At 45.8% G+C, this 22584-nt stretch carries 12 protein-coding genes; 1 reads left to right on the forward strand and 11 read right to left on the reverse strand.

The features are described 5' to 3' along the window. Positions 1-76: 76 nt before the first annotated feature. The 4 genes from MHH78_RS31050 to MHH78_RS31065 are packed head-to-tail and all read right to left on the reverse strand — an operon-like array spanning position 77 to position 15899. The gene (locus MHH78_RS31050) at positions 77-1690 is read right to left on the reverse strand and encodes an S-layer homology domain-containing protein (protein ID WP_341169956.1); all 1614 of its coding nucleotides are present in this window, start codon (positions 1688-1690) and stop codon (positions 77-79) included. Continuing rightward, entirely contained in the window at positions 1687-7377 is a 5691-nt protein-coding gene (locus MHH78_RS31055; RefSeq protein ID WP_341169957.1) for a dockerin type I domain-containing protein, read from the reverse strand. The genes MHH78_RS31050 and MHH78_RS31055 overlap by 4 nt, the downstream gene beginning before the upstream one ends. A gap of 3 nt (positions 7378-7380) precedes the next feature. Further along, positions 7381-14199: a hypothetical protein gene (locus MHH78_RS31060; RefSeq protein WP_341169958.1), complete on the reverse strand. Its 6819-nt coding sequence runs from the start codon at positions 14197-14199 to the stop codon at positions 7381-7383. 53 nt (positions 14200-14252) lie between these two features. After that, complete coding sequence (locus MHH78_RS31065) at positions 14253-15899, reverse strand: clostripain-related cysteine peptidase (RefSeq protein WP_341170416.1); 1647 nt, start codon at positions 15897-15899, stop codon at positions 14253-14255. Between the two features lie 252 nt (positions 15900-16151). Here MHH78_RS31065 and MHH78_RS31070 point away from each other — a divergent pair, with 252 nt between their 5' ends. Beyond that, entirely contained in the window at positions 16152-17129 is a 978-nt protein-coding gene (locus MHH78_RS31070) for a tRNA dihydrouridine synthase (RefSeq protein ID WP_341169959.1), read from the forward strand. Between the two features lie 143 nt (positions 17130-17272). Here MHH78_RS31070 and groL read toward each other — a convergent pair whose 3' ends face one another. From groL to MHH78_RS31105, 7 genes are all read right to left on the reverse strand, one after another. After that, complete coding sequence (gene groL / locus MHH78_RS31075; RefSeq protein WP_036723193.1) at positions 17273-18907, reverse strand: chaperonin GroEL; 1635 nt, start codon at positions 18905-18907, stop codon at positions 17273-17275. A gap of 68 nt (positions 18908-18975) precedes the next feature. Continuing rightward, on the reverse strand, positions 18976-19257 hold the full coding sequence (gene groES / locus MHH78_RS31080) for a co-chaperone GroES (protein WP_036723192.1): 282 nt from the start codon (positions 19255-19257) through the stop codon (positions 18976-18978). Between the two features lie 304 nt (positions 19258-19561). Then, entirely contained in the window at positions 19562-20326 is a 765-nt protein-coding gene (tatC, locus tag MHH78_RS31085) for a twin-arginine translocase subunit TatC (RefSeq protein ID WP_076081116.1), read from the reverse strand. Positions 20327-20430: 104 nt separating this feature from the next. Next, positions 20431-20673 carry a twin-arginine translocase TatA/TatE family subunit gene (gene tatA, locus MHH78_RS31090; RefSeq protein ID WP_076081114.1) on the reverse strand — a complete coding sequence of 81 codons (243 nt, stop codon included), beginning with the start codon at positions 20671-20673 and terminating at the stop codon, positions 20431-20433. 131 nt (positions 20674-20804) lie between these two features. Continuing rightward, entirely contained in the window at positions 20805-21290 is a 486-nt protein-coding gene (locus tag MHH78_RS31095; RefSeq protein ID WP_036693720.1) for a MogA/MoaB family molybdenum cofactor biosynthesis protein, read from the reverse strand. Between the two features lie 91 nt (positions 21291-21381). Further along, positions 21382-21858, reverse strand: coding sequence for a cyclic pyranopterin monophosphate synthase MoaC (gene moaC, locus MHH78_RS31100; protein WP_076081112.1), 477 nt, complete (start codon positions 21856-21858; stop codon positions 21382-21384). Beyond that, positions 21849-22511, reverse strand: a complete 663-nt coding sequence (locus MHH78_RS31105; protein WP_341169960.1) for a 5-formyltetrahydrofolate cyclo-ligase — start codon at positions 22509-22511, stop codon at positions 21849-21851. Before MHH78_RS31105 ends, moaC begins: the two co-directional genes overlap by 10 nt. Between the last annotated feature and the right edge of the window lie 73 nt (positions 22512-22584).

A 22584-nucleotide genomic window follows, 5' to 3' on the forward strand; every position in this document is an offset into this window, starting at 1 on the left:
CCGCGCAGCAGCAAGGCTTCGCGGTTTTTTATTTGATGAGATAAATATTTCGGGGCGGTTTGTATTTATTTGAAATTCAGTTCAATTCACTAAACCTTTCGAGCATAGTGGCAACCTCTGCTCTGGTTGCCAGACCCGAAGGATTTATAGTCAAATCCGTGTTGCCCTTCATGATGCCCTTGGACACAGCCCAAGTAATGGACTCTTTGGCATAACCTGAAATTTTATTTGCATCTTTGAAGTTCAGGCTTGAATTTTTAGCTTGAAGGTCAACACCTTTAACCTTTGCGTATCTATGCAGCATAACAGCAATTTGCTCACGGGTGATGGCATCATTGGGAGCAAATTTACCCTTATCATACCCGTTAACAATTTTGCTTTGATTGGCCCAAATCACCGGATCTGAATACCAACGGCCACTTTGAACATCAGAGAATACATTTGCAAATGTAACATTCGGTTTATTCTCCATACGATAGATTACAGTGGCCAGCATCGCACGGCTCATTTTCCCGGAGGGTGAGAATTCCGTTTCAGAAGTTCCCGTGAATAGTCCTTTGTTGTAAACATATCTTACAGAAGAATAGAACCAATCGTCATGTGCTATATCTGTAAAAGGAGTTTTTCTCGCAAAGGTAACAACCACAATGGTGTCACGGCTAACCTCTGGAATGGTGTAAATGTCATGGCCTATAAATTTGTCACCGTTGACAAAGATATATTCGGTCTCAAACCCTTCATCCGGAATCATTCTGATGGTCGCAGAGGTTGTTGCACGAATGGTCTGAGCTTCAAAGCCCTCGGCAATTTTGCCATTTCCGCCTTTAACAGAAGCTTTAACGGAATAGTACAGATCAACTGCGGTGTTATTAACTGTGGTATTGTCGGCCGGAGCAGCCCAACGTTTCGGGCCGACAATTTTGGAGTTCTCGAAATCGGAAACGCCCATGCTAAGCTTCTCTATTGCTTCAGAGATTTCCGAAGCCTGCGCATCCTTTTTATCAAAAACAGCCTCAGCCCCGGCAATCACCTCTCTCAATGTTTGAGCGGATTTTGTCGGATACCAATGATCCGGATAGTAGATGGTTTTGGGATTATCCGCAATAGTAACTGAAGCAAGTAAAGCTTTTGCAGCAACAATGTCTTCATATAATAGAGATTTTGAGGGGTCCTTTACTCCATCGCCCACAATAATTTGCACATCTTCAACCGGTTCAATATACCGGTGTGTCGCATCTTTGTTGGTTAGAATGAAGCTGCTTGAAGAAATACTGAACGTGCCGCTGTTCTTAGCTTGAAATACAGCCGTTCCAATATTTTTCAGTATGGAATCCTCTTTTCCCTTGGCGGTCATATCCAGATAGACATAGTTGATGGCACCATCGGAATATTTCATTGAAATGTCCTTTTCCACATTCACACCGGTATTTTCCAGTACATAAGAATCAAACTGCAGCTTTCCTTGAAAGCCATATACAGGTGCCCTTCCGGCACCCGTATAGGAAAGACTAAGCTTAACAAATATTTTTTCTCCGACTTTAAATGATGATTTCAAGGAACCTGAGCTATCTGTTACTGTGATGTCCACACGATAACTAAGGTCTGCAGCATCATTTGCGCCATAGGCATATGATGGTAGGGCAGCCCCTAGAAGCATGATGCACAAAATGATTTTTAAGTATTTGATCATCTTTTAAGTGCCTCCATTAGTGTGAGCTGCGCATCTACAATATCAACAATGCCGTCACCGTTTGTATCAGCTCTCATCCAATTTTCTACAGAACTAAAACCGTTGTAAACATTGTCTAAAATAGCATTCAATGTTGCCATAACGTCGATTTTATCAATAGCACCACTACCATCGGTGTCTCCACGCAGAAGAACAGGAGATTTCACCGTTGGTTCAAAACCAAGCTTGGCTGTTAATTGCTCGCCTGTGACAAGCTCCTTTGAAGCACCAATATATGCTTTCTTAAGATTGTCATATAACAAAGTTTGTTTGTTGCCTCCAATCACAACCGTTGCCTTGCCCATGTTCATTTCAGTGTATATGGTGTACAACGAGAACCCTTGTGTCTGACGAACTTCATAACGGTAACCATAATCTTTTACTTTGATTTTGATAACGTCTGACAGTTCTTTATAGACCGTCTTCCCGTCCTGGCCTTCAAAGGCAGAAAGTCTATAACTAACCTTGATGGCAGTTTCGCCTGGAGCCAATGCTTCAATGGTCCCGTCTTGTGAGAGTCTGATGATGTTCTGATTATAAAGAACGTCCCACACAACGTCTTCTGCTTTTAGAACGGTACCGTTAACTGTGCGGAGAGCTTTCACAGAAAGCGCCGTTGTCCCGCCTATGCCAAGCTCGATCGAATCAGGCTGATCCTCGGAGCCTTCCAGGTCAGAGATTAGTTTAATGCTTTCATACTCTGACAAAACACGATTCACAAGATACACTGGAACAGCCGTTTCGTTACCGGCATCATCAACCGCTTTAAGCATCAGGGTTTGGTTCGGGTCCTCACTCGAGGCCTTACGATTGACAACGAAGGTTCCGTCCGGACTGATAACAATTCCGTCTGAAGTGCCGTCTAACGTTAATGTTGCGGATGGATCTGTTAGACCACGGAAGCTGTAGCTTGAGTCTGCGCCAACAAAAACAACTTGATTGCTGACAGTGTTATCAACGTTTTCCTTATCAAGGCTGGTTTGAACATCTTCATCAAGGAGTAACGCAGGTGCTTTTGTATCAACAGTAAATCCAATAGCCCCTGATGACCTGCTGCCTTGGAGGGTGTCACGGTTTTCAGCAACCGCTATAAAGTCAACCAGCTGCTGGCCGTCTTCAAGACTTTCTTCAAATGACCAGACCTTCTTAAATTCTTGAGGCGTGTTTTTATCTTCGGTGTTAAGATTTAAGGTCATTTTAACAGGTCTGTCGAAGGTGTACGTCGCCTTAAATTGGTCAGTGTTTAAGTAATAGAGATCTTTCGACCGGTCAACGTTTGTTTCAATGCTTACAAGCTGAGGTTTAGCCGTTGAAGGCATAACAAAGCTTGGCGATGACGCAACTTCGGTTGAACGATAATATTCCGCCTGTTTCAGGGGAGACTCCACAATTCTGGCAGCCTGCACTTTAACAAAATAAGTCTTGCCTTCCTCTAATAGAGGCTGGTTGGTTTGGCTTTCCAATGGTTTTAGAATGATGTCACTGCCCACTTTAAATTGACCAAAGGAATTCTCGACCTCAACCCCATCCTCGTCTTGGATCGCCACGAGATAATGTGTTGCAGTTTCGTCGCTTCCCGTTATATTTACCTTCACATAGCCGTCACCGCTGTAGACCGCAGAAACGGATTTCGGGTTTCGAGGGAGCAATGGATTTGTGAAAGTGAATGTTGAAGAAGTGATTTTCTTGCTCATTCCGCCTTGATGGTTAACAAGCATTGCCACCACATGATATTTCCCTTCAGGGAAGGACTCAGGAAGCGTGAACACATGAGAACCTGATTCAATTTCATCTAACTCCAGGTTGCCAATACTAATTAATGATGAAGTATCTTGAATATTTGCGGATTCGATGGTTTTCATGACGGACGGGTCTTTCGTAACATAGACATTAAGTGCACCCGAATATTTGCTTTGCTTGTCCATAGTCCAGGAAACATTAATATCACGGCTTGTATTATTGCTAGTAGAAGCACTAATCCCTGTAAGCTCTGGCATATAGTCAACACTGTTTACTGCAAAGTTGTCTATATAAACATCAGGTGTTGCAACTGAAATGGACCAGTTCCCCGCAACAATCAGAGAGGGATCAGTGACTGAAATGTATAAATAGTTAGTGCCATCTAAAGATTGAACAAGATAGTTACCGTTGCCCTTGTTATCGTCTTCAACCATTGTCAATTTTTTTCCATCTGGATTGGTGACAATGATTTCTGATGCAGAAGGCTTGATTAAACCGCGAAGTGGAACTTCAAAGAGAAGTGCATCCTTTGTTGTCGGGTTAATCTCTTTTGTAACCCCATTCCCGGCCCTTGTCTTAGCGATGGCCTCCGTACTCAGTCTTCTCATATTCGTTCCATAGATCATGGTGGTTGGCACAAGGTTGCCGCTCTCGTCCAGCGCTTCCGAGTGGACATAGTGAACGGCATCTCCTCTTGAGGAGAGGTCGATGGACCCGCCAAAGCTTAGGTCACCGTTCCAATAATAGATAAAGCCAAGCTTCACCCCAATGACCTTAAAGTTTGCACCCACAAAGTCAGATGAGACTGCTGCCTCAACTCCTGCGATCTCCTTGCCCCCAAGCAGCGGGATGGAGTCTGGAATGAACAGCCCTGCGTAAACATAACCATAAAAATAATCTTCCGTAATTTTAATCGTTATACCGCCACGAATGGCTCCGGCATGAATACTGATGCTGCCGAAGGCATTAAGCTGAAACGGCGAGATCCATTGAACATTCATTCCCGCTTGAATATTAAGAAGCCTTCCCTCTTCGTCTTTCTCCAAGTGGCCGCTGCCTTCTATGGCAAGACCGGATAGTTTAGCATCCAGCTTAAAGTCACCTACAATAATGGCATTAATTAAAAGCCTTGTTTGAAGGTGGATGGTGAGGGGTGGAAGTTCGCCTGCCGGGTCTCCGGCAACGGTGTCTGCAAGGTTCGAAATTCCTCCGCCAAGGCCTGTGATAAATACATAAGGTGCAACCACAGGAACCTTCATTGTAGTTGGCGCTAAAAAGAAGGTGAGCTTATCAAGCATCATCTTGGGAACTTCGTTAATAGGAACCTTCTTCAGTGCCAGTGACCCTTCTACTTCCAGCATGGTAACTGAAACACCGGCATCAATGCTATAAATATCATCAATGGTATTAATGGTTATATCCGCCTTAACACCGGCTTCGTTTCCTACTAACGGGCCTAATATATCTTTGGGCAGGGCTACAGACAGTGTTGTGTTAATGCCAACAAAACCAATTTTGCTGTCTTTACTGCCATAGAGAACATCTTGAACGTTCGCTGTTAGCGAGCCTTTATAATCATAATGCTCCTCACCCTTAGATGGATCAGCAGCTTTTAACGGCATTGAAATTCTACCGCCGAAGCTGATTCCGAAATCATCATCGTCCTGGGTCATCACACCATATTTAATATTGATCAAGAACCCTGCAATATTTTGCATCATAGAACCGGCATCTCCGAGCTGAAGTTCAAATGCTTGAGCAGTCTTCTCGGCAACAGCCTCCCGATCCAGGGTATATTTAGTTCCATTGTTCACTTCGAAATGCCACTTATTATGCCAAATATTAATCGAGTTGATCACTTTGACGGTGCCATCGCCTTCTAGCTTTGCACCCTTGTTGTCAACGGTCATCTTAAGAGCTTCGTTGCTGTCATAGGTCAGGATGCTGTTGATGGTAATATCGCCATCGGCTCTGCTGGCAGAGTAATATTTTTCTTTACCCGTATCCATAAGCCTGATTTTTCCGCGAAGGGTCAACAGAATTTCTGTTTTATTTTCTTCAAATGCTATTTCTTTGTGAAGAATGCCATCTTTTTTCACGCCGCCGGATATAAATTTCTTCATTACATCTTCGTTTGTAAAACTAATATAATCATATAACTGTCTGTTGTTTGCAGCGTCTGTGAATCGGACTAGCGAAACAATACCGTAGCTTGCACTTTTATCCGCTATTTTATTGGTGACGTCCACTTTAGTTGTGGCTTGGATTTTTGTACCGAAGGCATCGATCAGCTGTTGATTCGTAAATCTAAATTCAATGTCATACTTTCCAACCGCCAACGTCTGATTCGTTGAGAAGGCAAGCGTTTGACCTTCCTCAACAAAACTTATTTTTCTTTTGTCAATCAGAACAGCCTCAGCGCTGGATGATGGAACAAGGTACAGACTCCATCCGTCACTTCCCGAAAGGGCCTCCATCAGAACCTTCATATCGCCAGAAACGGTGATATTTTTGTCGCCTTCATAATAAACTGCCGCCGGGAAAACATGCTTCATTGAAACTTCCGGGAGCTTTCCTTCCACTGCTGGAATCAAAATGTTTGTGTTTGCACTATAGTCAACCACTTTATTGGTGTTAGCATCAATTATTTCTGTTGCGTTTAAAGAAACGACCAGACGTTTTGATGTGATCATAGACTGTGTCTCTGCAATAATGTCAACATCCGGAATATCAAACACCGTTCCAATGTTGAGACCGCCCGAAATCTTCACCGTGTATTCCCGTGTATTCGTGGCTGCAAACACAAGTCCCTCTTCGAGGCTAAGCTTCACAATGGGTTCTATAAGTTCTTTTGCTCCTGAGACACTATTGTCAATGACTACATTTGCTTTAATAACACCATTGTTTTCATAAGCTTTTTTGTCGTTAGTAAGTAATACATTTTCAGTGTGGATCCCTATGGATACATGCTCCTTTTTGGTTTGTTCAGCAAAGTTACCGATACCATAGAGCATTTCAGAAATTCTGACTTGACCTGGCTCAATTGATTTTTCATTCCAATAATAAGCCGTTGCAGTGTCAGGAACTAAATATTTGTTGGAGTAATTCGTAAAGTCAACACTAGGGTTTGGTGTATAATCGTATCTTGTGTTTGCAAGATTAATCCAGTGCCCGACAATCACTTTATCAACGTTTACATCCTTGTTGCCGCTCCAGCCGGACAAGAGGGCATAAGCCGTCTTGTTCGAAGCTGAAAGAGAATCAACATATCTAATTTGCTGCGGAAGGTTGTCACCGCTATATTCGGTTTCAACGATTGTCGGTTGCGACGGATTAACCAACACATAAGGTGCATCAATTTCTGAACCAAGCGCGTTGTCTAAAAGAAGCCGGATCCCCACCGTTCCGGCTGTGGCATTGTTATTTTTCACATCATATGAGATACCAATGTTACCAGTCCTTGAATTGTTAGGGTCTATCGAAATGGACACCTTTTGTGTGATGGTATAGCCCTTAATGTCCCATGCAATGGTTAAAAGCCTGTTTTGCTCTGAAACGACAGGTTCATGAAGCTTGGTATCGATTCCAAACCAGCCATATTCCTGACCGAAAATAAAATCCTTTCCGTCGATACGAACGGTTGTGAAGGATGTTCCATTGCTCCTTGCCGTATCTTCCTTATAAAGAAGCGGAAGGTTGTTGTCAAACGCTTTTTGTGGATGACCGTCAATGGTTTCAATGGAGAAACCACCCGTTTTTGAATTGATTGAATATTTCATAAATTCGTTCGCAATGGAATAATCCGCATTGCTAGCGTCAGCATGAACAGGGAAACTTGCAAAAGTGAAAAGCATAGATAGAATAATAGCTGCAGCTACGCTGCGTTTCATTGTTCTATAGAACGTCATTGCCTATTTCCCTCCTTGATTTGAGACATATACATGAATGTTGAAATAGTCGCGCTTATCCGTTTGGATATATACGGTGTACCAGCCGCTCGTAACATTATCGAGGGTATACACTCCGCTTTTCTCCTGCAGGACCATTCCTTTTGTCTTCATCTGACCTTGTGTTAAGACACCTTTTTCATAACGTGCATACGAGATCCCGGAAAAGTTTTTTAATGAGATTTCAACTTTGTTTCCAAGAACCGACGCAGCATTGGAACTGTCTGGCATCACGCCGTTCACAAGGGCTATGGTGTCATAAAGGCCTACCAGGCGAACGGTTCGGCGAATAGTGGTCTGATTCCCTGCATCATCTCTTACCGTATAGTCGATATAGTACGGGTTCGAGCGGACAAATTCATTTGCCGAGATGTTGTCAGGGTTAAACACCCGTCCGCCTGCTCCATAGCTTATGGTGACCCGGTTCGTCAGGTCCACCTTTTTACCCGCAACCATATCCCATGCTTCGAAGTCTAGAAGCTTGGACTTGTCATAGGCAATGGAGGCATCTTTTTTAGGCGTCATGCCTTCGATGAAGATTAGCTCTTCCCCATTTTTAAGTTTTAGCTCTGGGGGTGTTTTATCGATTAGACCAATGTCGACACCATACGAGGTATAGGTCCCTGTTCTTCCTTCAAGGTTAAAATTGTAAAGTCCATTTTCTCTATAGTTCATTGACTTCTCTTGTTCCCAAGGATCGTTTCCGCCCACAAATTTAGCATCTTTGTCAGTCATTACTGTGACATTCACATTCTGGTTCGTTGCCGGGTTCTTGTCTATTCCCACAACATATCCTTCTTCTTTTCCAGAGGTGTCAACACCAACAACAATCTTGTTTTGATGATCCTTTTCCACCCATTCGCCGCTTTGGTTCTTTTCGAGATATTTGTATGTCCAGCGAACTTCTTTAACCCTTGGGCCGCCCACTTCAATTCCTTCAACCGTTACAAGAATTTTTTGCGTGATGCCTGTTTGGTCCCTAACTTGAAAGACGTGCTCCCCGTTAGTTTTAACGTTGATTACTGCCTCTTTATAGGACAGGGCATCGCCGGACTCGTCCTTCACTTCAGTCAGAAGTGCATGTTCATATCCACGATAAGAAACGGTAAGCTCTGTTAGTTTTCTAAGAATGTCCAGCGGAACGCCGTCACTGTCACGGATTTGGTCAAAGGTTACATTCACGCTCAGCTTATCTTCAGCTAATGTGGCAGTGGCTTTGATTTGCGGCGGTGTGGACACAATATTCGATATGGTAATCACTTCCTGTCCTTCGTTGCCATAGTCGTCAACAAAGAACATGGACACTGTACCATTTTTTCTAAACCGAACAGCTTTTGTGCCGGGGATATGTACGATATCGTTGGCAGTTAGGCTTCCGGTAGGTTCTACACCGGTGACTGTAATCGTTTTGATATCCTTGCTGAACTGGGTCAACTCCACATTCACGCTTTGTGCAGTAATGGTGGTTGGTGGCGTGCTGTACGTTTTTGCAATTGCAGTTGGCACTATTTTGTTAATGTTTGAGACGGTGATCGGAGTCATCCAACGGTTTCCAGCGTAGTCATAGGCTGTCACATTATAAATTCCTGAGCTGTCCAGTTCAACGACATATTCATTCTCAAGCGGCTCCCCTTTGAAGGGATAGACCACATCGCCCTTCTTCACCTCTGCGAATGCGATTTCACCTGAATCATCCGTTAAAGTGATCGTTGCAAAGATATTTTGGTTCGTCTTGGCCATATTGGATAACACATAGGATGTTCGGCCAATGGTATTATCAAACTGCTTATAGCTAACCGTATGAGAACCTGTGTTGCCCGATTGATCCCTAAACTCAAATGTGAAGGTGTTATTATCCTCAGTTAGAGTCCTTGAGAAGGCTGCGTTGTTGTTTGTCATCGAAAGAGTTTTTCCGCCTCCGGTAAACTTGAGCGTTGCCATAACCCTTCTATAGGCTTTTCCTTCTGTGATTGGAACCCAGTTCCCAAGATAGTTCTCATAGCTGTATTCCACCGTGTAGTGCTTGTCTTGCGTAATTGGCGTTTTATCAATATTCGAGACTGTGACCGGCAGTACCGTTGCTATTCCGGCTTTGTTTGTCACTTTGAAATATACCGTTGCATTCTGCTCGAAGGTTTCGGTATGCGAAACAACAGAGTCAATGGGGCTGAAGCTTATGCCGTCATACGAACGTTCAAGTTTTAATATCCCGCTTTCCGGGTCATAGACAGAAAGTGTTGCGGTAACATTTTGGTTGGTTGACTCTGTGCTTGAATAGTCCACCTTGGCAACAGGTGCAGTTTCGTCAACCACAGTAATGGCAACATATTCAGCTTCCATCCGGTCAGCTTCCATACCTTCTGCCGTGTATGACTCGAAATAAGCTGATTTTGTTGTTTTTCCGTCTCTTAGCGCTTCGAATACCAGCTTTGAATAAGCTGTTCTTCCTTCTTCTTCTGTAAATGAAGGGTCCGGAACACTTAGCTCTGTATTGAGTTCTAATCCGGATAACACTGCATTTTCAACAAAGAAATATTGTCCGGAATACTTTGGATCCGGAACGACAATATAATACAGCTTGTCGCCCTGGTTATAGGATATAAACCCACCGTTTTGGAGCGTTTGACCATTTTTCTCTACATGACCTGAAATGTCAAATCCTGTAACGAAATTAACATCAGGTGTGAATTCTAGAACGCTATCCCTTCCAACCTCGTCCTGAATATAGAGGCTGATTGTATTATTGTTTTGAATAACAACCTCGTAGTCCATTACATAGTTTGCGGATGTTGTTAGAAGTCCTGTATACAGAAGGTTCGACCTTGCCATTTCACCCACAACATCACCCTCTACAGGTGCGTTAGGCATCACGGTGACTGGAACGTTAAAATAAACGCTAACCGTTGCGGTGGTTTTTGTTGTTGCAGGGTTTGCGCTGACACTTACAATGGATGCCTCCGCGTCAACCAGGTCCAGTTTTGAGTCAAAGAACACTTTTTCAGTTACATTTCCTGCTGTGTCGACGGCTTTGACCCCAATGGCATAGCTTCCACTAAGCCCCTTCAAGTCAATGGTGTAGGTTCTCTGTTTGTTGCCTTCGCCATTAATGATTACCGGACTACTCTGCATTTCCACGGAATGGCTTGATTGAAACAACGCATAGTCCGCTTCGGTTAGAATATGGTTGTCTGCCGGGTCTTGAATAAGCGCGAATGAAACGGTTGTATCGTTCTTGTCTGAGACATCAACTGTAACCACACCATCTTGTCTTGCTCCTTTGTTCACGATGTTACTTGAAGCAAGCGCAGATGGAGCTGCCCGGTCAATGTTAGATACGGAAATAGGAACAAGAACACGATTTCCAAGCTCATCAGACAGGATCAGTTTTGTTGTGATGTTTTCGCTTACCGTTACTGTGAATGCACCGTCTGTATATGGAGAAACTGTGATTTTGTCTGCATCCTCTGGTGCAACTGTCAGTTTGCTAATCCCTGTGCCAGCATCACTTGCGATGATTGTTGCTGTCACGGATGCGTTTGTTGGCTGAATGGTGCTATAGTCCGGCAATTCAAAGGTTGGTGCCTGGCTATCATAAAGAATGGTGAGCGGTCTTGCTTCTGTTAAAAATTCAGGTTTGTCGTCAGCAGGAGCATTGATGAGTCCAAACTGGAAGTAGATGGTGTTGACACCTTCTTGAAGCGGAACCGGTGTGTCGAGTGTAAAGGCATAATTCCCGCCGGAATTGTTGCTCGCTGTAAACTCAGGAACTAAAGCGCCGTTATCTGTTGGCATGCCGTCCGTTGTTGCATAATATACCGGGTTTTGATATTTCAATGCGCTATCAGAAGTCCATGCTACATGCGGTTCATTCAAGACAGCATAGACACTATAGGTTCCATCCGTTGTTGTACCCATTCCGTTTACAGTCTTTGACTCCGTAAAGTTCAATGTGTCAATGATCACAGCTTCTGACCTCATGCCAAAGTATGGGGAAACCTTTTTGCTTACTCTGCCATGCGGATCTTGTGCCACAACAACAATGCTGTACGCACCTGTTGGAAGTCCTGTCAGGGTCAAGGTCTGATTAACCTGGGCTATATTGTCACTGTCCATTGTCAGAGTCAGCGGATAGTTTGGCATATCTTCCATTCTGATCTCTGAGTCTGGCTTAGATAAATAGTAATATGCACTTGCAATTCCACTGCGATCTGTCACTTTCACGTTAAACTGTTGTGATGATTTGAAATGATCGTGCTGACTTATTGCGGTATATTTAATCTCCGGGGAATAGGCGTCATACGTGTATACTTGTGAAAATTCGGCAGTGTTACCAGACTGTTTATTTTTCACACGATATTCCAGTATATATTTCCCGTCCATCAAAACTTTGGTTCCGGCAAGATTAGTTTTTTCAGCTGCACCAACATCATCGCTTGATCCATACACTCTAAATTTTTGTGTAAAGCTTTTGTCATTGCCAGGATCAGAAATCCACCGGTAACTCGTTTCAAGGTTTGGATTGCTTACGTCAAAGCTAATGTCAAAATGCGGCTTTGGAAGACTGGAATCCTCCGTAATCAGTGTGTCGGTAACATTTCCATTGAGAATACTCACAGGTTTTTTATAGTATCTTGAGGCTTGCTCGTTTCTAGAATCGTTCCCCAGTGAGTCTACTGTGAAATAATAGAGAGTTCCCTCAAAGTTGTCCCCTTTTGGAATAGATAGAATGGCAGTTGTGCTATCACCTTCTGAGTCTACGAATGCCCATGTGCCTTGAGTTGAAGCAATTTCTGCGGAGGCAGCTTTAATTTGATTGATTGGCGTGTCAGGCGGCGCCGTCATCCCGTTCATAAAGGTATAATAAGTTCTTGACCAGCCGTTATTGCTTTGCTCAAGGTCGTTCATTTCAAAGCTATAGTCATTTCTTTTGCGAAGCTGTGCATCTTGCGGATGTACCGTTTCGGTTACGGTCACTCGCGGAGCCAGATTATCAATTTTGATGTTTTCAATTTCTGCATATCCGGCCTCTCCGCCCAGCGGATTGTCGGCTTTATCCCATCCATACAGCCGAAGCTTAAATTCGCCTTCCACCCGATCAATTGGACTTAGTTTTAGGCTAACGCCATTGATAACCTGCGTGTTAATAGGTGCGGTAACTGTTGCTCTGTTTCCTGTACCGTCAAAGTTTGTTATTCGGGTCATGGCCGGTTCATAGGAATCACCGGTTTTCTTGTATAACTCATAATTAAAATAGTTTTGATTCGACTCGCTGTGGGCGACATTTCCGTCTGGATAGAGTGTTTCGCTGGCAACCATATAAAATTCATGCAGCTTTTTGATGTTGCCTTGAATGGAATCTGCCCCCACCAGGTCATTTCCATTTTTATCGGTCACTCTTACAGTTGGTGTTTTTGTGTCCACTTTGTGAGTCGAGAAATAAAAACTTTGTGATGTCGGTGATTCTGGAGTTGGATTCTCTAAATAATAGGCCTGAGCGCGTCCCTTTTTCATTAGATAGGTAGATACTTTATCAAGCTGAAGCCTTATGCCCTCGCTTTCAACTGCACTAACATCCAGCGGCACTTGTCCGGTGAACTGAAGTTTGCCGTTTGGTTTGCCGTCACTGCCCTGCAGTTTGGTCATGGTAAGGTCGGCAAGCGGTGTTTCCGTACTGTTCCCAATATATAACGAAGGCGTGGCTTGGAAGTTGGTGATCAGCTCCGTTTTAATTTCTTGCGTCATGGCTTTTTTATGAATGGAAACCGCTTCAACTGTGATGTTAACATCTGTCAATTTACGATTCAGATATCGGTTGTCCTGGCTCGGCGAGTAGGTAACGGTCTGATTGATATCGGGGTTACCGAGATTATATATACTACGATAGAACGTATAAGTTACATCTTTATAATAGTAATCCGCTTGCCCTATCTTTGTTGTTAGATAGGTTTTAACTTCGGGATCTCCTGAGCTTGTATGGGCAAAGGTCCCCCCAAGGCTTTCAGCATTGGTAGACTGGGCAAGCAGCGCCACCCTGTAGGTTAGCGAAATCTCTGCTTTGTTCTGTGCAACCATTTGGTCGTGAAGCTTCTTGCGGTCAATATCCAGCTGAAACGTTTTTGTTTTGGTTGGTTCCTGGAATGTTAACCAATCCCTGCCTACAGCGTCGTCCGAAACAGTATAGCTGAATACAGGAGCATCCTCATATTGCATAATGTCATAGTAACCATATTGATCTCTGACTTTTTTGTTCCACTCTGCATGTTCAGAGCCTGACGAATTCGCATCCAGATAGAACTCTCCTCCAAGCTCGTCAACGTAACCTATATCGGTGAATTTTCTTTTGGTTACATCCGAAATGTCATGATACAGTCTGTCCTTGCCTTTTGTCCATGAGTGTATTGGAATGGTCATTACCTTCTCTGGATTGGTATTCCCCTCAAGATAGGGAAGATACAAATCCACAGATTCACCGTACCAGTCATTACTGCCCACCAGCCAAAAAACGAATTCATTCATTCTCCATGGTGGAATATCTTGCATTTTAAAGGTATGTTTTATATCAGACCAAGCGGGAGCTCCGCCAAGATTTGCTGCATGATCAGAGGTTAGTCCAGATTCATAGGTACTCACGCCCATGTGAATCTCATCACCTGTTCCGCCGTCATCGTTTCCTCCTGTTTTCACACCAAACATATAATTGTACTCTGTTGCTACATTCGCATAAACAGGCGTTACTGATGCCAGAAGCGATAGTACCAGCATCAAGCTTAAAATCTTCTTCATAAAATGCCTCCTCCTTATAAGACCACATTCTGGACAACGATCAGCCTTTACAGCTAGTTTTCGTTGATAATAGTTTCTATATATTTTGAGCTAAAGCCAATGGCTTTTAGCTCTTCTTTCATTTCAAGTGTGTGTGCGATTTTTCTGCTAGGGACATATAAAGCCACACCGTTGCGGTTTTTATAGCCTGCTGAATTTCTTACTTCAAATGCAAGCGCTTGGGCTGCAGCTGTGATTTCTGATGATTGGCCCATGATTTCTATAAGATCATATTGATCAAATATCCCATCGTTTTTGCCTAACAGCTCTGAGTGGTTTGCAAGGTCTGTTAGTGAGCGATCAAATTTCGCCTTTTCTATGGCCTTAACCAAGGAATCTGCCTGAGAAAGCTTCATCATTGACATGGTTGTTTGCATCTTAGCTTCCATCCCCGAATGAAGGGTAAAGGAATCTAATATTAACCGCCCTATTCTTTCAGTGCTGATGTGCGGGTTTCGCTCTATCGCACCTATCCATGTGGTATAGTACAAGCCTGCTGCGGGGGTTGAATCTTCAGAAGCTATGAGATATTTGCCCTGATCTCTAAGAGCATAGGCAGTTTCAACGGTGCCCATAAGACAGGCATCAAAGACGATTAAGTCGAAATACAGATCTGCTGAACCGATTGCCTTGGAAAGCTCCGAGACCTTCATCGTTTTTCGCTCGTTCAGCTCGTCTGCACCAAATCCGCCCATTGTACCGTACCCATGGTCCCATAGAATCAGGATATAACGCTCACTGGGTGCAACGGCTTTGCCCCATACAAGAAAATCCCTGAGTGTTTTAGGGTCTGATGCGGCAGTTTGGATATGACTTTCGTGCTTTTGAAGTTGTCCATGGCTAACTTCAAAGCGTTCTGATGCTCCATCAGCCATATATTTGTTGTGATATTTGAGCGTTCCGCCTGTTTGCAGCAGGATCTTCGTATTTTGGTTGGGTTGACCACGAAGAATTTCTTCCAAGTCATCGGTTAGCCGGCCTTGCTGTGATTCAAGGTCAGAACCCACTGCATAGATTAAAATCGTCGCTCCATCCAGATTTTTATCCTGCTCCCAAAGTGACCTTGCCTCGTTTAATTGTTGCGTGGTGAAGACATCTGTTGCACTAAGGGTTTGACCTAGTGTGGCAAGTTGGTTTTTGGGTCTTGTGTTTAGAACATAACTGCTTATTTTTGCAAGCGTTCCCCGATTGAATTCGCGTTCTTTGGTAAGCTCTATTCCTAGAACTATGGAGGCGAAAGAAACCGCGGTTCCATAGTTAAAGTCTCCCTTGGTTTCTGAATATCCCAACACCCTTAGAACCATTGAACAATACTGGTTAAGCGAGATGGGCCGGTTACCGCCAAAACGAAACTCATCTATTCCATTAACTACACCCTTGGTATAGGCATACGACACGTAGCGGCTTTCCCACCCCGTATCCGTAAATGGACTTTGGTAGTTGCTTTTCAGGGCCTCTTTCTCCTTCCCCCACAGACGCAGCATCATTACAAGGGCTTCTGCTCTGGTAGGCACCCGCGACAGCTCATATCCATTCTCCATTCCACTAAACAATCCTAAGTGGTTAAGCGCTTCTGCATAGCTGGAGTTTTGTGCTGCTGCTGCTGGGGTTGTTGCAAGAAGAAAGACTAAAAAAAAGATAAAACCTCGGATTTTTCCCATCAAGTTCCGGCCTTTCAATTTGAAATCCTATCAAGCTATTACTCTATCATGGCGGATTAACCCCTGTGTGAAAGTTAAAGAAATCTTTAACTTCTCGCTTGCCGCTCGACTTTGGCAGACACCACAAATGTGTCCGTAGCTCACACCATTGATTCTGTGCATCAAACGAAAAATAATGATACTATGTATGATGGGTCAAAGACTTTGCTATAGACTATATCGTTTTTATATGTTGCAACAGGAGAAGATAATATGAGTAACGAACCAAACTTTTGGCTGGATTTACCGAAACCGTTTTTTATATTAGCTCCAATGGAAGACGTCACAGATATTGTATTTCGTCACGTCATTAGTGAAGCTGCAAAACCTGACGTATTTTTCACAGAATTCACAAGTGCAGAAAATTATTGTCACCCTGTTGGAAAAGAAAATGTAGGTGGCCGGTTAATGTTCACAGCTGATGAGCAACCGATTGTCGCTCATATTTGGGGCAATAAACCTGCACTTTTTGAACAGATGAGTATTGATATGAAAAAACTTGGTTTTCGTGGTATCGATATAAACATGGGATGCCCAGCACAAAACGCCGCATCCAGTGGAAAAGGGGCTGGATTAATAAAGCATCCTGAAGTTGCAGCAGAAATTATTCAAGCAGCAAAAGCAGGTGGATTGCCGGTTAGTGTTAAAACAAGATTAGGTTACTCTAAAATTGACGAGTGGCGCGATTGGTTAGGACATATATTGAAACAAGATGTTGCGAATCTTTCCATTCACCTTCGTACCAAAAAAGAGAAGAGTAAAGTAGCTGCACACTGGGAACTAATTCCTGAGATAAAAAAATTACGCGATGAAATCGCTCCAAATACGTTGTTAACTATTAATGGAGATATTCCGGACCGCGCAACAGGATTACAATTAGTAGAACAATACGGCGTTGATGGTATCATGATTGGCCGCGGCATTTTCACTAATCCATTTGCTTTTGAGAAAGACTCTAAAGAACATAGCGCGAAGGATTTTCTCAATTTACTTCTTTTACAGTTGGATCTTCACGATAAATATTCAACAGAAACCCTGCCACGTTCATTTAGACCACTTCTTCGCTATTTCAAAATCTATGTTCGTGGATTTAGAGGCGCAGGCGAACTAAAAGACCAATTAATGGAAACCACTTCAACAGACGAAGTGCGTCGTTTAGTAAAACCTCTTTTAGATCAAGATTTAGATTGAAGAATATTAAAGATTTGAGCTGCGAAAAAGAGGCTTCCCACAAGTTCAATGAACTCATAGGAAGCCTCTTATTTTTGCATCATGTGGTCAAACGGTGTTTCCTTCTCAGGAAACACTTGATGCAAAAGGGTTTGTCACCCTTGTTACATCATGCCGCCCATACCGCCCATGCCGCCCATATCTGGCATTCCGCCACCAGCAGCGGCTGGTTCTGGCTTGTCAGCGATAACCGCTTCAGTGGTCAGGAACATAGCAGCTACGGAAGCAGCATTCTGCAGCGCATAACGGGTTACCTTGGCAGGGTCAACGATCCCTGCTTCGAACATGTTAACCCACTCATCGGTAGCAGCGTTGTAGCCGATGCCGATAGCTTCTTTTTTCAGACGGTCCACGATAACGGAACCTTCCTGGCCTGCGTTAGCAGCGATGGTGCGAACTGGTTCTTCCAGCGCGCGCAGCACGAGGTTAACGCCAGTTCTTTCGTCGCCTTCAGCTACTACAGCAGCTACAGCAGCATATACGTTCACAAGAGCTGTACCCCCACCGGATACGATACCTTCTTCAACCGCAGCGCGGGTTGCGTTCAGGGCATCTTCGATGCGGAGCTTGCGCTCTTTCAGTTCAGTTTCAGTAGCAGCACCGACTTTGACAACGGCTACGCCGCCAGCCAATTTAGCCAGACGCTCCTGCAGTTTTTCTTTGTCGAACTCGGAAGTGGTTTCTTCCAGCTGGGAACGGATTTGGCTAACGCGTGCATTAATGTCCGCCTTGTCGCCGCTTCCGTCTACAATTGTAGTGTTTTCTTTGGTTACGCGCACTTGACGGGCGTTACCCAGTTGCTCGATAGAAGTGCTCTTGAGATCCAGTCCAAGCTTCTCAGTGATCACTTGGCCGCCTGTCAGAGCAGCGATATCCTGCAGCATAGCTTCACGGCGGTCGCCGAAGCCAGGAGCCTTAACCGCTACCGCATTGAACGTTCCGCGCAGCTTGTTCACGATCAGCATCGCCTGAGCTTCGCCTTCGATGTCTTCAGCGATGATTACCAGCGGACGCGCCTGTTGAACGATCTTCTCCAAGAGTGGAAGAATTTCTTGAGTGCTGCTGATTTTCTTGTCTGTAATCAGGATGTACGGGTTCTCCAGAACGGCTTCCATCTTGTCCGTATCGGTGATCATGTACGGGGAGATGTAACCACGGTCGAACTGCATACCTTCAACCACTTCAAGCTCTGTCAGGAATCCGCGGGATTCTTCAACGGTGATAACGCCGTCCTTGCCCACTTTTTCCATAGCTTCAGCAATCAGTTGGCCCACTTCTTCGTCAGCAGCGGAGATTGCAGCTACTTGTGCGATCGCTTGGGAATCCACAATCGGCTTAGCGATATTCTGCAGTTCAGCGACAGCAGCCTTCACTGCTTTGTCGATCCCTTTACGCATAACCATCGGGTTAGCGCCTGCAGTTACGTTCTTCAGACCTTCGCGGATCATAGCCTGAGCCAGAACCGTTGCAGTTGTAGTACCGTCACCGGCTACATCGTTAGTCTTGGTAGCTACTTCTTTAACGAGCTGTGCGCCCATGTTCTCGAAAGCATCTTCCAGTTCGATTTCTTTGGCGATGGTTACACCGTCATTCGTGATCAGCGGGCTGCCGAATTTCTTCTCCAGCACCACGTTGCGGCCTTTAGGACCCAGTGTAACTTTTACTGCATTTGCCAAAGCGTCAACCCCGCGCAGCATTGCACGGCGAGCATCTTCACTGAACTTAATTTCTTTTGCCATTGTATAGTTAACCTCCTAATATAATTTGTGAATGTATTCTGAATCTGACTTATGAGAGACGCTTAAGACTAGTCAAGAATAGCGTGAATGTCGCTTTCTTTCATAATCAGATATTCTTTACCCTCGTATTTGATTTCAGTTCCGGCATATTTCGAGAAAAGCACACGGTCGCCTTCTTTTACTTCCAGCGCTACACGGACTCCGTCTTTCAAAGCTCCGCTGCCTACAGCGATAATAGTACCTTCTTGCGGCTTCTCTTTGGAAGAGTCCGGAAGCACGATCCCGAAAGAAGTGGTTTCCTGTTGCTCGCTTGGTTCTACCAATACGCGTTCACCTAGTGGTTTAATCATGTAAAAATAGCCTCCTTTGAAATTATGTGATTTGCCTTAAAAACATAGATTGAGCTGCGGGGATCTGCGCCATCAGCATCCCTTACGGAATGTTGCTCCGGCCAATCCCGGTTTTTCAGCAGCGTTAGCACTCAACCCTCTGTAGTGCTAACAACAATTTTTATGATACTCAACTTGAAGGCGAATTTCAAGTCCTTTTACACAAAATCATATTTGTTTTTGCCAAAATTATGGTTTCAGCGCTTGTCCGACACACACTCTCCTACATTCTATCCAGCAAGGGGCATATTATGCCCCCTTCCCACTAATCTGCCTTCACATACCGCGACTCCCGCTTAGCGTCCTCAGCCAATTGCCTGCGGTAGACGAATGCGGACAGAAACACACTGAATTCATACAGCACCAGCAGCGGAATCGTCACCAGAAAGTCCGAGATGAAATCAGGCGGTGTAATGACCACAGCAATGAACACAAGCGCGAAATAGGCATAACGGCGCATCTTGCGCAGACGCAGCGGGTTCAGCACCCTGAGCTTGGTCAGGAACATGACAATCAGCGGCAGCTCGAAGAGCAGGGCCAGCGGAATCACCAGACTGAACAGGAAATCGAAGTATTCGGCGATGCCGTAGGTCTCCTCAAGCCCCATATTCCGCGTAATCGAAATCGTGAAGGATAAGGCCATAGGGAACACTATGTAATAGGCAAAAGCAATGCCGGCAATAAACAACACAAACACATAAGGCACATAACGCAGGGCAGCGCTCCGCTCCACAGGCCGCAGTCCGGGGCTGATGAACGCCCATAGCTGGAAGACGATGAACGGCACGGAGAAGACCAGCGAGACCGCCATAGCGATCTTCATATACATCCCGATTCCATCCCAGAAGGAGAACGCATGCAGGACGAAGCCTTGCGCAGCATCGGCACTGATCAGGTACAGATAGATTGGCTTGGCGACGAATAAGCCGAGCACAAGTCCTGCTACGAACACGATCAGCACGTAGATAAGACGTCTGCGCAGCTCCGTCAGATGATCGACGAGGGACATTTCTTCCGCTTCCAGAGACATGACTGACACCACCCGGATTGACATTTTTTCATCTTCAAAAAAAGGGCGCCGCCCCGGTCTAAAAGCAGACCTGGGAAAGACGCCCCTGCGTGGGAACCTTAAAATTATTCCGGCAGACGGCGGTCCTGCGGAAGTTCTGCTGCTGCCGTCTGCGCAGCCGCAGGAGCAACAGTCTCGCTCCGCTTGGCCGCTTCCGGCTCGCTCACAATCTCCCGTGCACCGTCCTTGAATTCACGGAAGGTACGCCCGACTGCCCGCCCCAGCTCAGGAAGCTTATTGGGACCGAAGAGCAGCAATGCCAAGATAACCAACAAGATAATTCCGGGTGTGCCAATACCACCTAACATACCGGTTTCCTCCCATCCTTCTGTCCGTTCATGACAATAGTTAACGATAAAATAATAATACCATAACTTATATCACACATCCATTGTGTATCCTGAACGATTTAGACAAAAGTGAATAGAGCAGAGTCCGATTACTGGCGGTATTGTCCCGTAACCATTAACAGAGCTTCCGGAAGCTGATCCATAATCGCCGCCAGATTCTCATGTACCCCCTTCGGGGTACCGGGCAGATTGACAATCAGAGTTCTTCCGCGGATGCCGCAGATTCCCCGGAACAGCATAGCTGCGCGGTTCTTCTGCATCACCGTACTGCGCATCGCCTCGGAGAGTCCGGGCACTTCGCGTTCAATGACCCGCCGCGTCGCCTCCGGCGTAACATCGCGGATGGCCAGATCGGTTCCGCCGGTTGTCAGCACCAGATCCGCCTGAAAATAATCCGTAAGCTCAATCAGTGCAGCAATAATCTCATCCTGCTCATCAGGCACGATCCGGTATTCAATGATCTCGCCGCCCAGCTCCTCCTCCACCAGCTCCCGAATCACCTGGGCGCTCGTGTCTTCCCGTTCGCCCCTGGCCCCTTTATCGCTGGCCGTCAGGATTGCTGTTTTCCACGCCATAGGTTGTCCCTCCCTCTCTATGTACTATGTATATCCGGCTGCTGAAGCAGCTGCCGCTGCGCCTTCGGCTGTATCATTCTCTGTTGCTGCTCTATTCTGCTTCCAGCGCGTAATCCCCATTCTTGCCGCCGCTCTTGGACACCAGCATCGTAGGTCCGATAATCATGTCCTTCTGCAGCGCCTTGCACATATCATATACGGTCAGCGCCGCTGCCGATACGGCAGTGAGCGCCTCCATCTCCACCCCGGTCTTACCGGTAGTGCTGACGGTTGCTTCTATATATAGTTCATCTTTGTTGTTATCCATGAAGCGGATATCCACTCCGGTAAGCGGCAGCGGGTGGCACATGGGAATCCAGCTTGCGGTCTGCTTCGCCGCCATGATTCCTGCAACCTGAGCTACCGCAAGCACATCGCCCTTGCGGATCGTTCCCGCCTTAATGGCGCTCAGCGTCTCCGGGGCCATATGCACCTGGCTTCTGGCTGCCGCTGTCCGCCTGGTAACTTCCTTGTCGCTCACATCCACCATGCGGGCTCTGCCCTGCTCGTTGAAATGAGTTAATTCCATGCAGCCCTCTCCTTCCGGCAATCCCAGATGCCGTTCTCCGTAATCAGCAGATCCATTAAGGCATCATGCTCCTCAAGCGGTACTTCCGGTACCAGCTGGAGGCCGTAGGCCAGACCAATCCACATAGGCTTGGCAGCCGTACCGGGGACTCCGGCCTCCAGGGCAGTGCGCAAGCGGTCATAATAACCGCGTCCGTAGCCGAGGCGGCCGCCCCGCCGGTCAAAGGCCAGTCCGGGCACGAAGATGACCTCCGGCAAGCCGCTTCCCCGTCCTGCTTGCGCGATGGGGCTGGCAAGTGCAGCACTCCCGGCCGGCGGCTCCATGATCCCGTAGGTTCCAGGGACAAGCTCATCCCAGGAGCTTACCTGGTGAAGGCTTAAGTCCCCGCTCTCCCGGTTGACGCGGGGAAGCAGTACCTCATGCCCTTCCGCCCATGCCGCCGCAAGAAGCGGACGGCAGTTCAGCTCGGAGCGAAACGGCGCATACGCAAGCAGTGAAGCTGCGCCTTCCTGCGAGAACCAGCTCCAGGCATGGGCGCACACCCGGGCGGATAACAGCTCCCGCTGCTCCATGGGCAAGGCATCGCGGAGCGCGGTTTTCCCGGTGCGAAGCTCGCGCTTCCGCCCGGCAAGCTGCATGCTGTGCTCCTGCATAGGCAGCCTCCTCCTTCACTTGTTCCTAGCTTATCATAGTTTGTAAGCTCAGTTTACCACTCTTCTCACCGGT

The sequence above is a fragment of the Paenibacillus sp. FSL H3-0333 genome, assembly GCF_038002805.1.
GTDB classification, from domain to species: Bacteria; Bacillota; Bacilli; order Paenibacillales; family Paenibacillaceae; genus Paenibacillus_AQ; species Paenibacillus_AQ silagei.

What these genes read in the sequence shown, in the direction of transcription:
- MHH78_RS31050 (WP_341169956.1), bottom strand. Translation starts at nt 1,690, where the DNA reads ATGATCAAATACTTAAAAATCATTTTGTGCATCATGCTTCTAGGGGCT.
- MHH78_RS31055 (WP_341169957.1), bottom strand. Translation starts at nt 7,377, where the DNA reads ATGACGTTCTATAGAACAATGAAACGCAGCGTAGCTGCAGCTATTATT.
- MHH78_RS31060 (WP_341169958.1), bottom strand. Translation starts at nt 14,199, where the DNA reads ATGAAGAAGATTTTAAGCTTGATGCTGGTACTATCGCTTCTGGCATCA.
- MHH78_RS31065 (WP_341170416.1), bottom strand. Translation starts at nt 15,899, where the DNA reads ATGGGAAAAATCCGAGGTTTTATCTTTTTTTTAGTCTTTCTTCTTGCA.
- MHH78_RS31070 (WP_341169959.1), top strand. Translation starts at nt 16,152, where the DNA reads ATGAGTAACGAACCAAACTTTTGGCTGGATTTACCGAAACCGTTTTTT.
- groL (WP_036723193.1), bottom strand. Translation starts at nt 18,907, where the DNA reads ATGGCAAAAGAAATTAAGTTCAGTGAAGATGCTCGCCGTGCAATGCTG.
- groES (WP_036723192.1), bottom strand. Translation starts at nt 19,257, where the DNA reads ATGATTAAACCACTAGGTGAACGCGTATTGGTAGAACCAAGCGAGCAA.
- tatC (WP_076081116.1), bottom strand. Translation starts at nt 20,326, where the DNA reads ATGTCTCTGGAAGCGGAAGAAATGTCCCTCGTCGATCATCTGACGGAG.
- tatA (WP_076081114.1), bottom strand. Translation starts at nt 20,673, where the DNA reads ATGTTAGGTGGTATTGGCACACCCGGAATTATCTTGTTGGTTATCTTG.
- MHH78_RS31095 (WP_036693720.1), bottom strand. Translation starts at nt 21,290, where the DNA reads ATGGCGTGGAAAACAGCAATCCTGACGGCCAGCGATAAAGGGGCCAGG.
- moaC (WP_076081112.1), bottom strand. Translation starts at nt 21,858, where the DNA reads ATGGAATTAACTCATTTCAACGAGCAGGGCAGAGCCCGCATGGTGGAT.
- MHH78_RS31105 (WP_341169960.1), bottom strand. Translation starts at nt 22,511, where the DNA reads ATGCAGGAGCACAGCATGCAGCTTGCCGGGCGGAAGCGCGAGCTTCGC.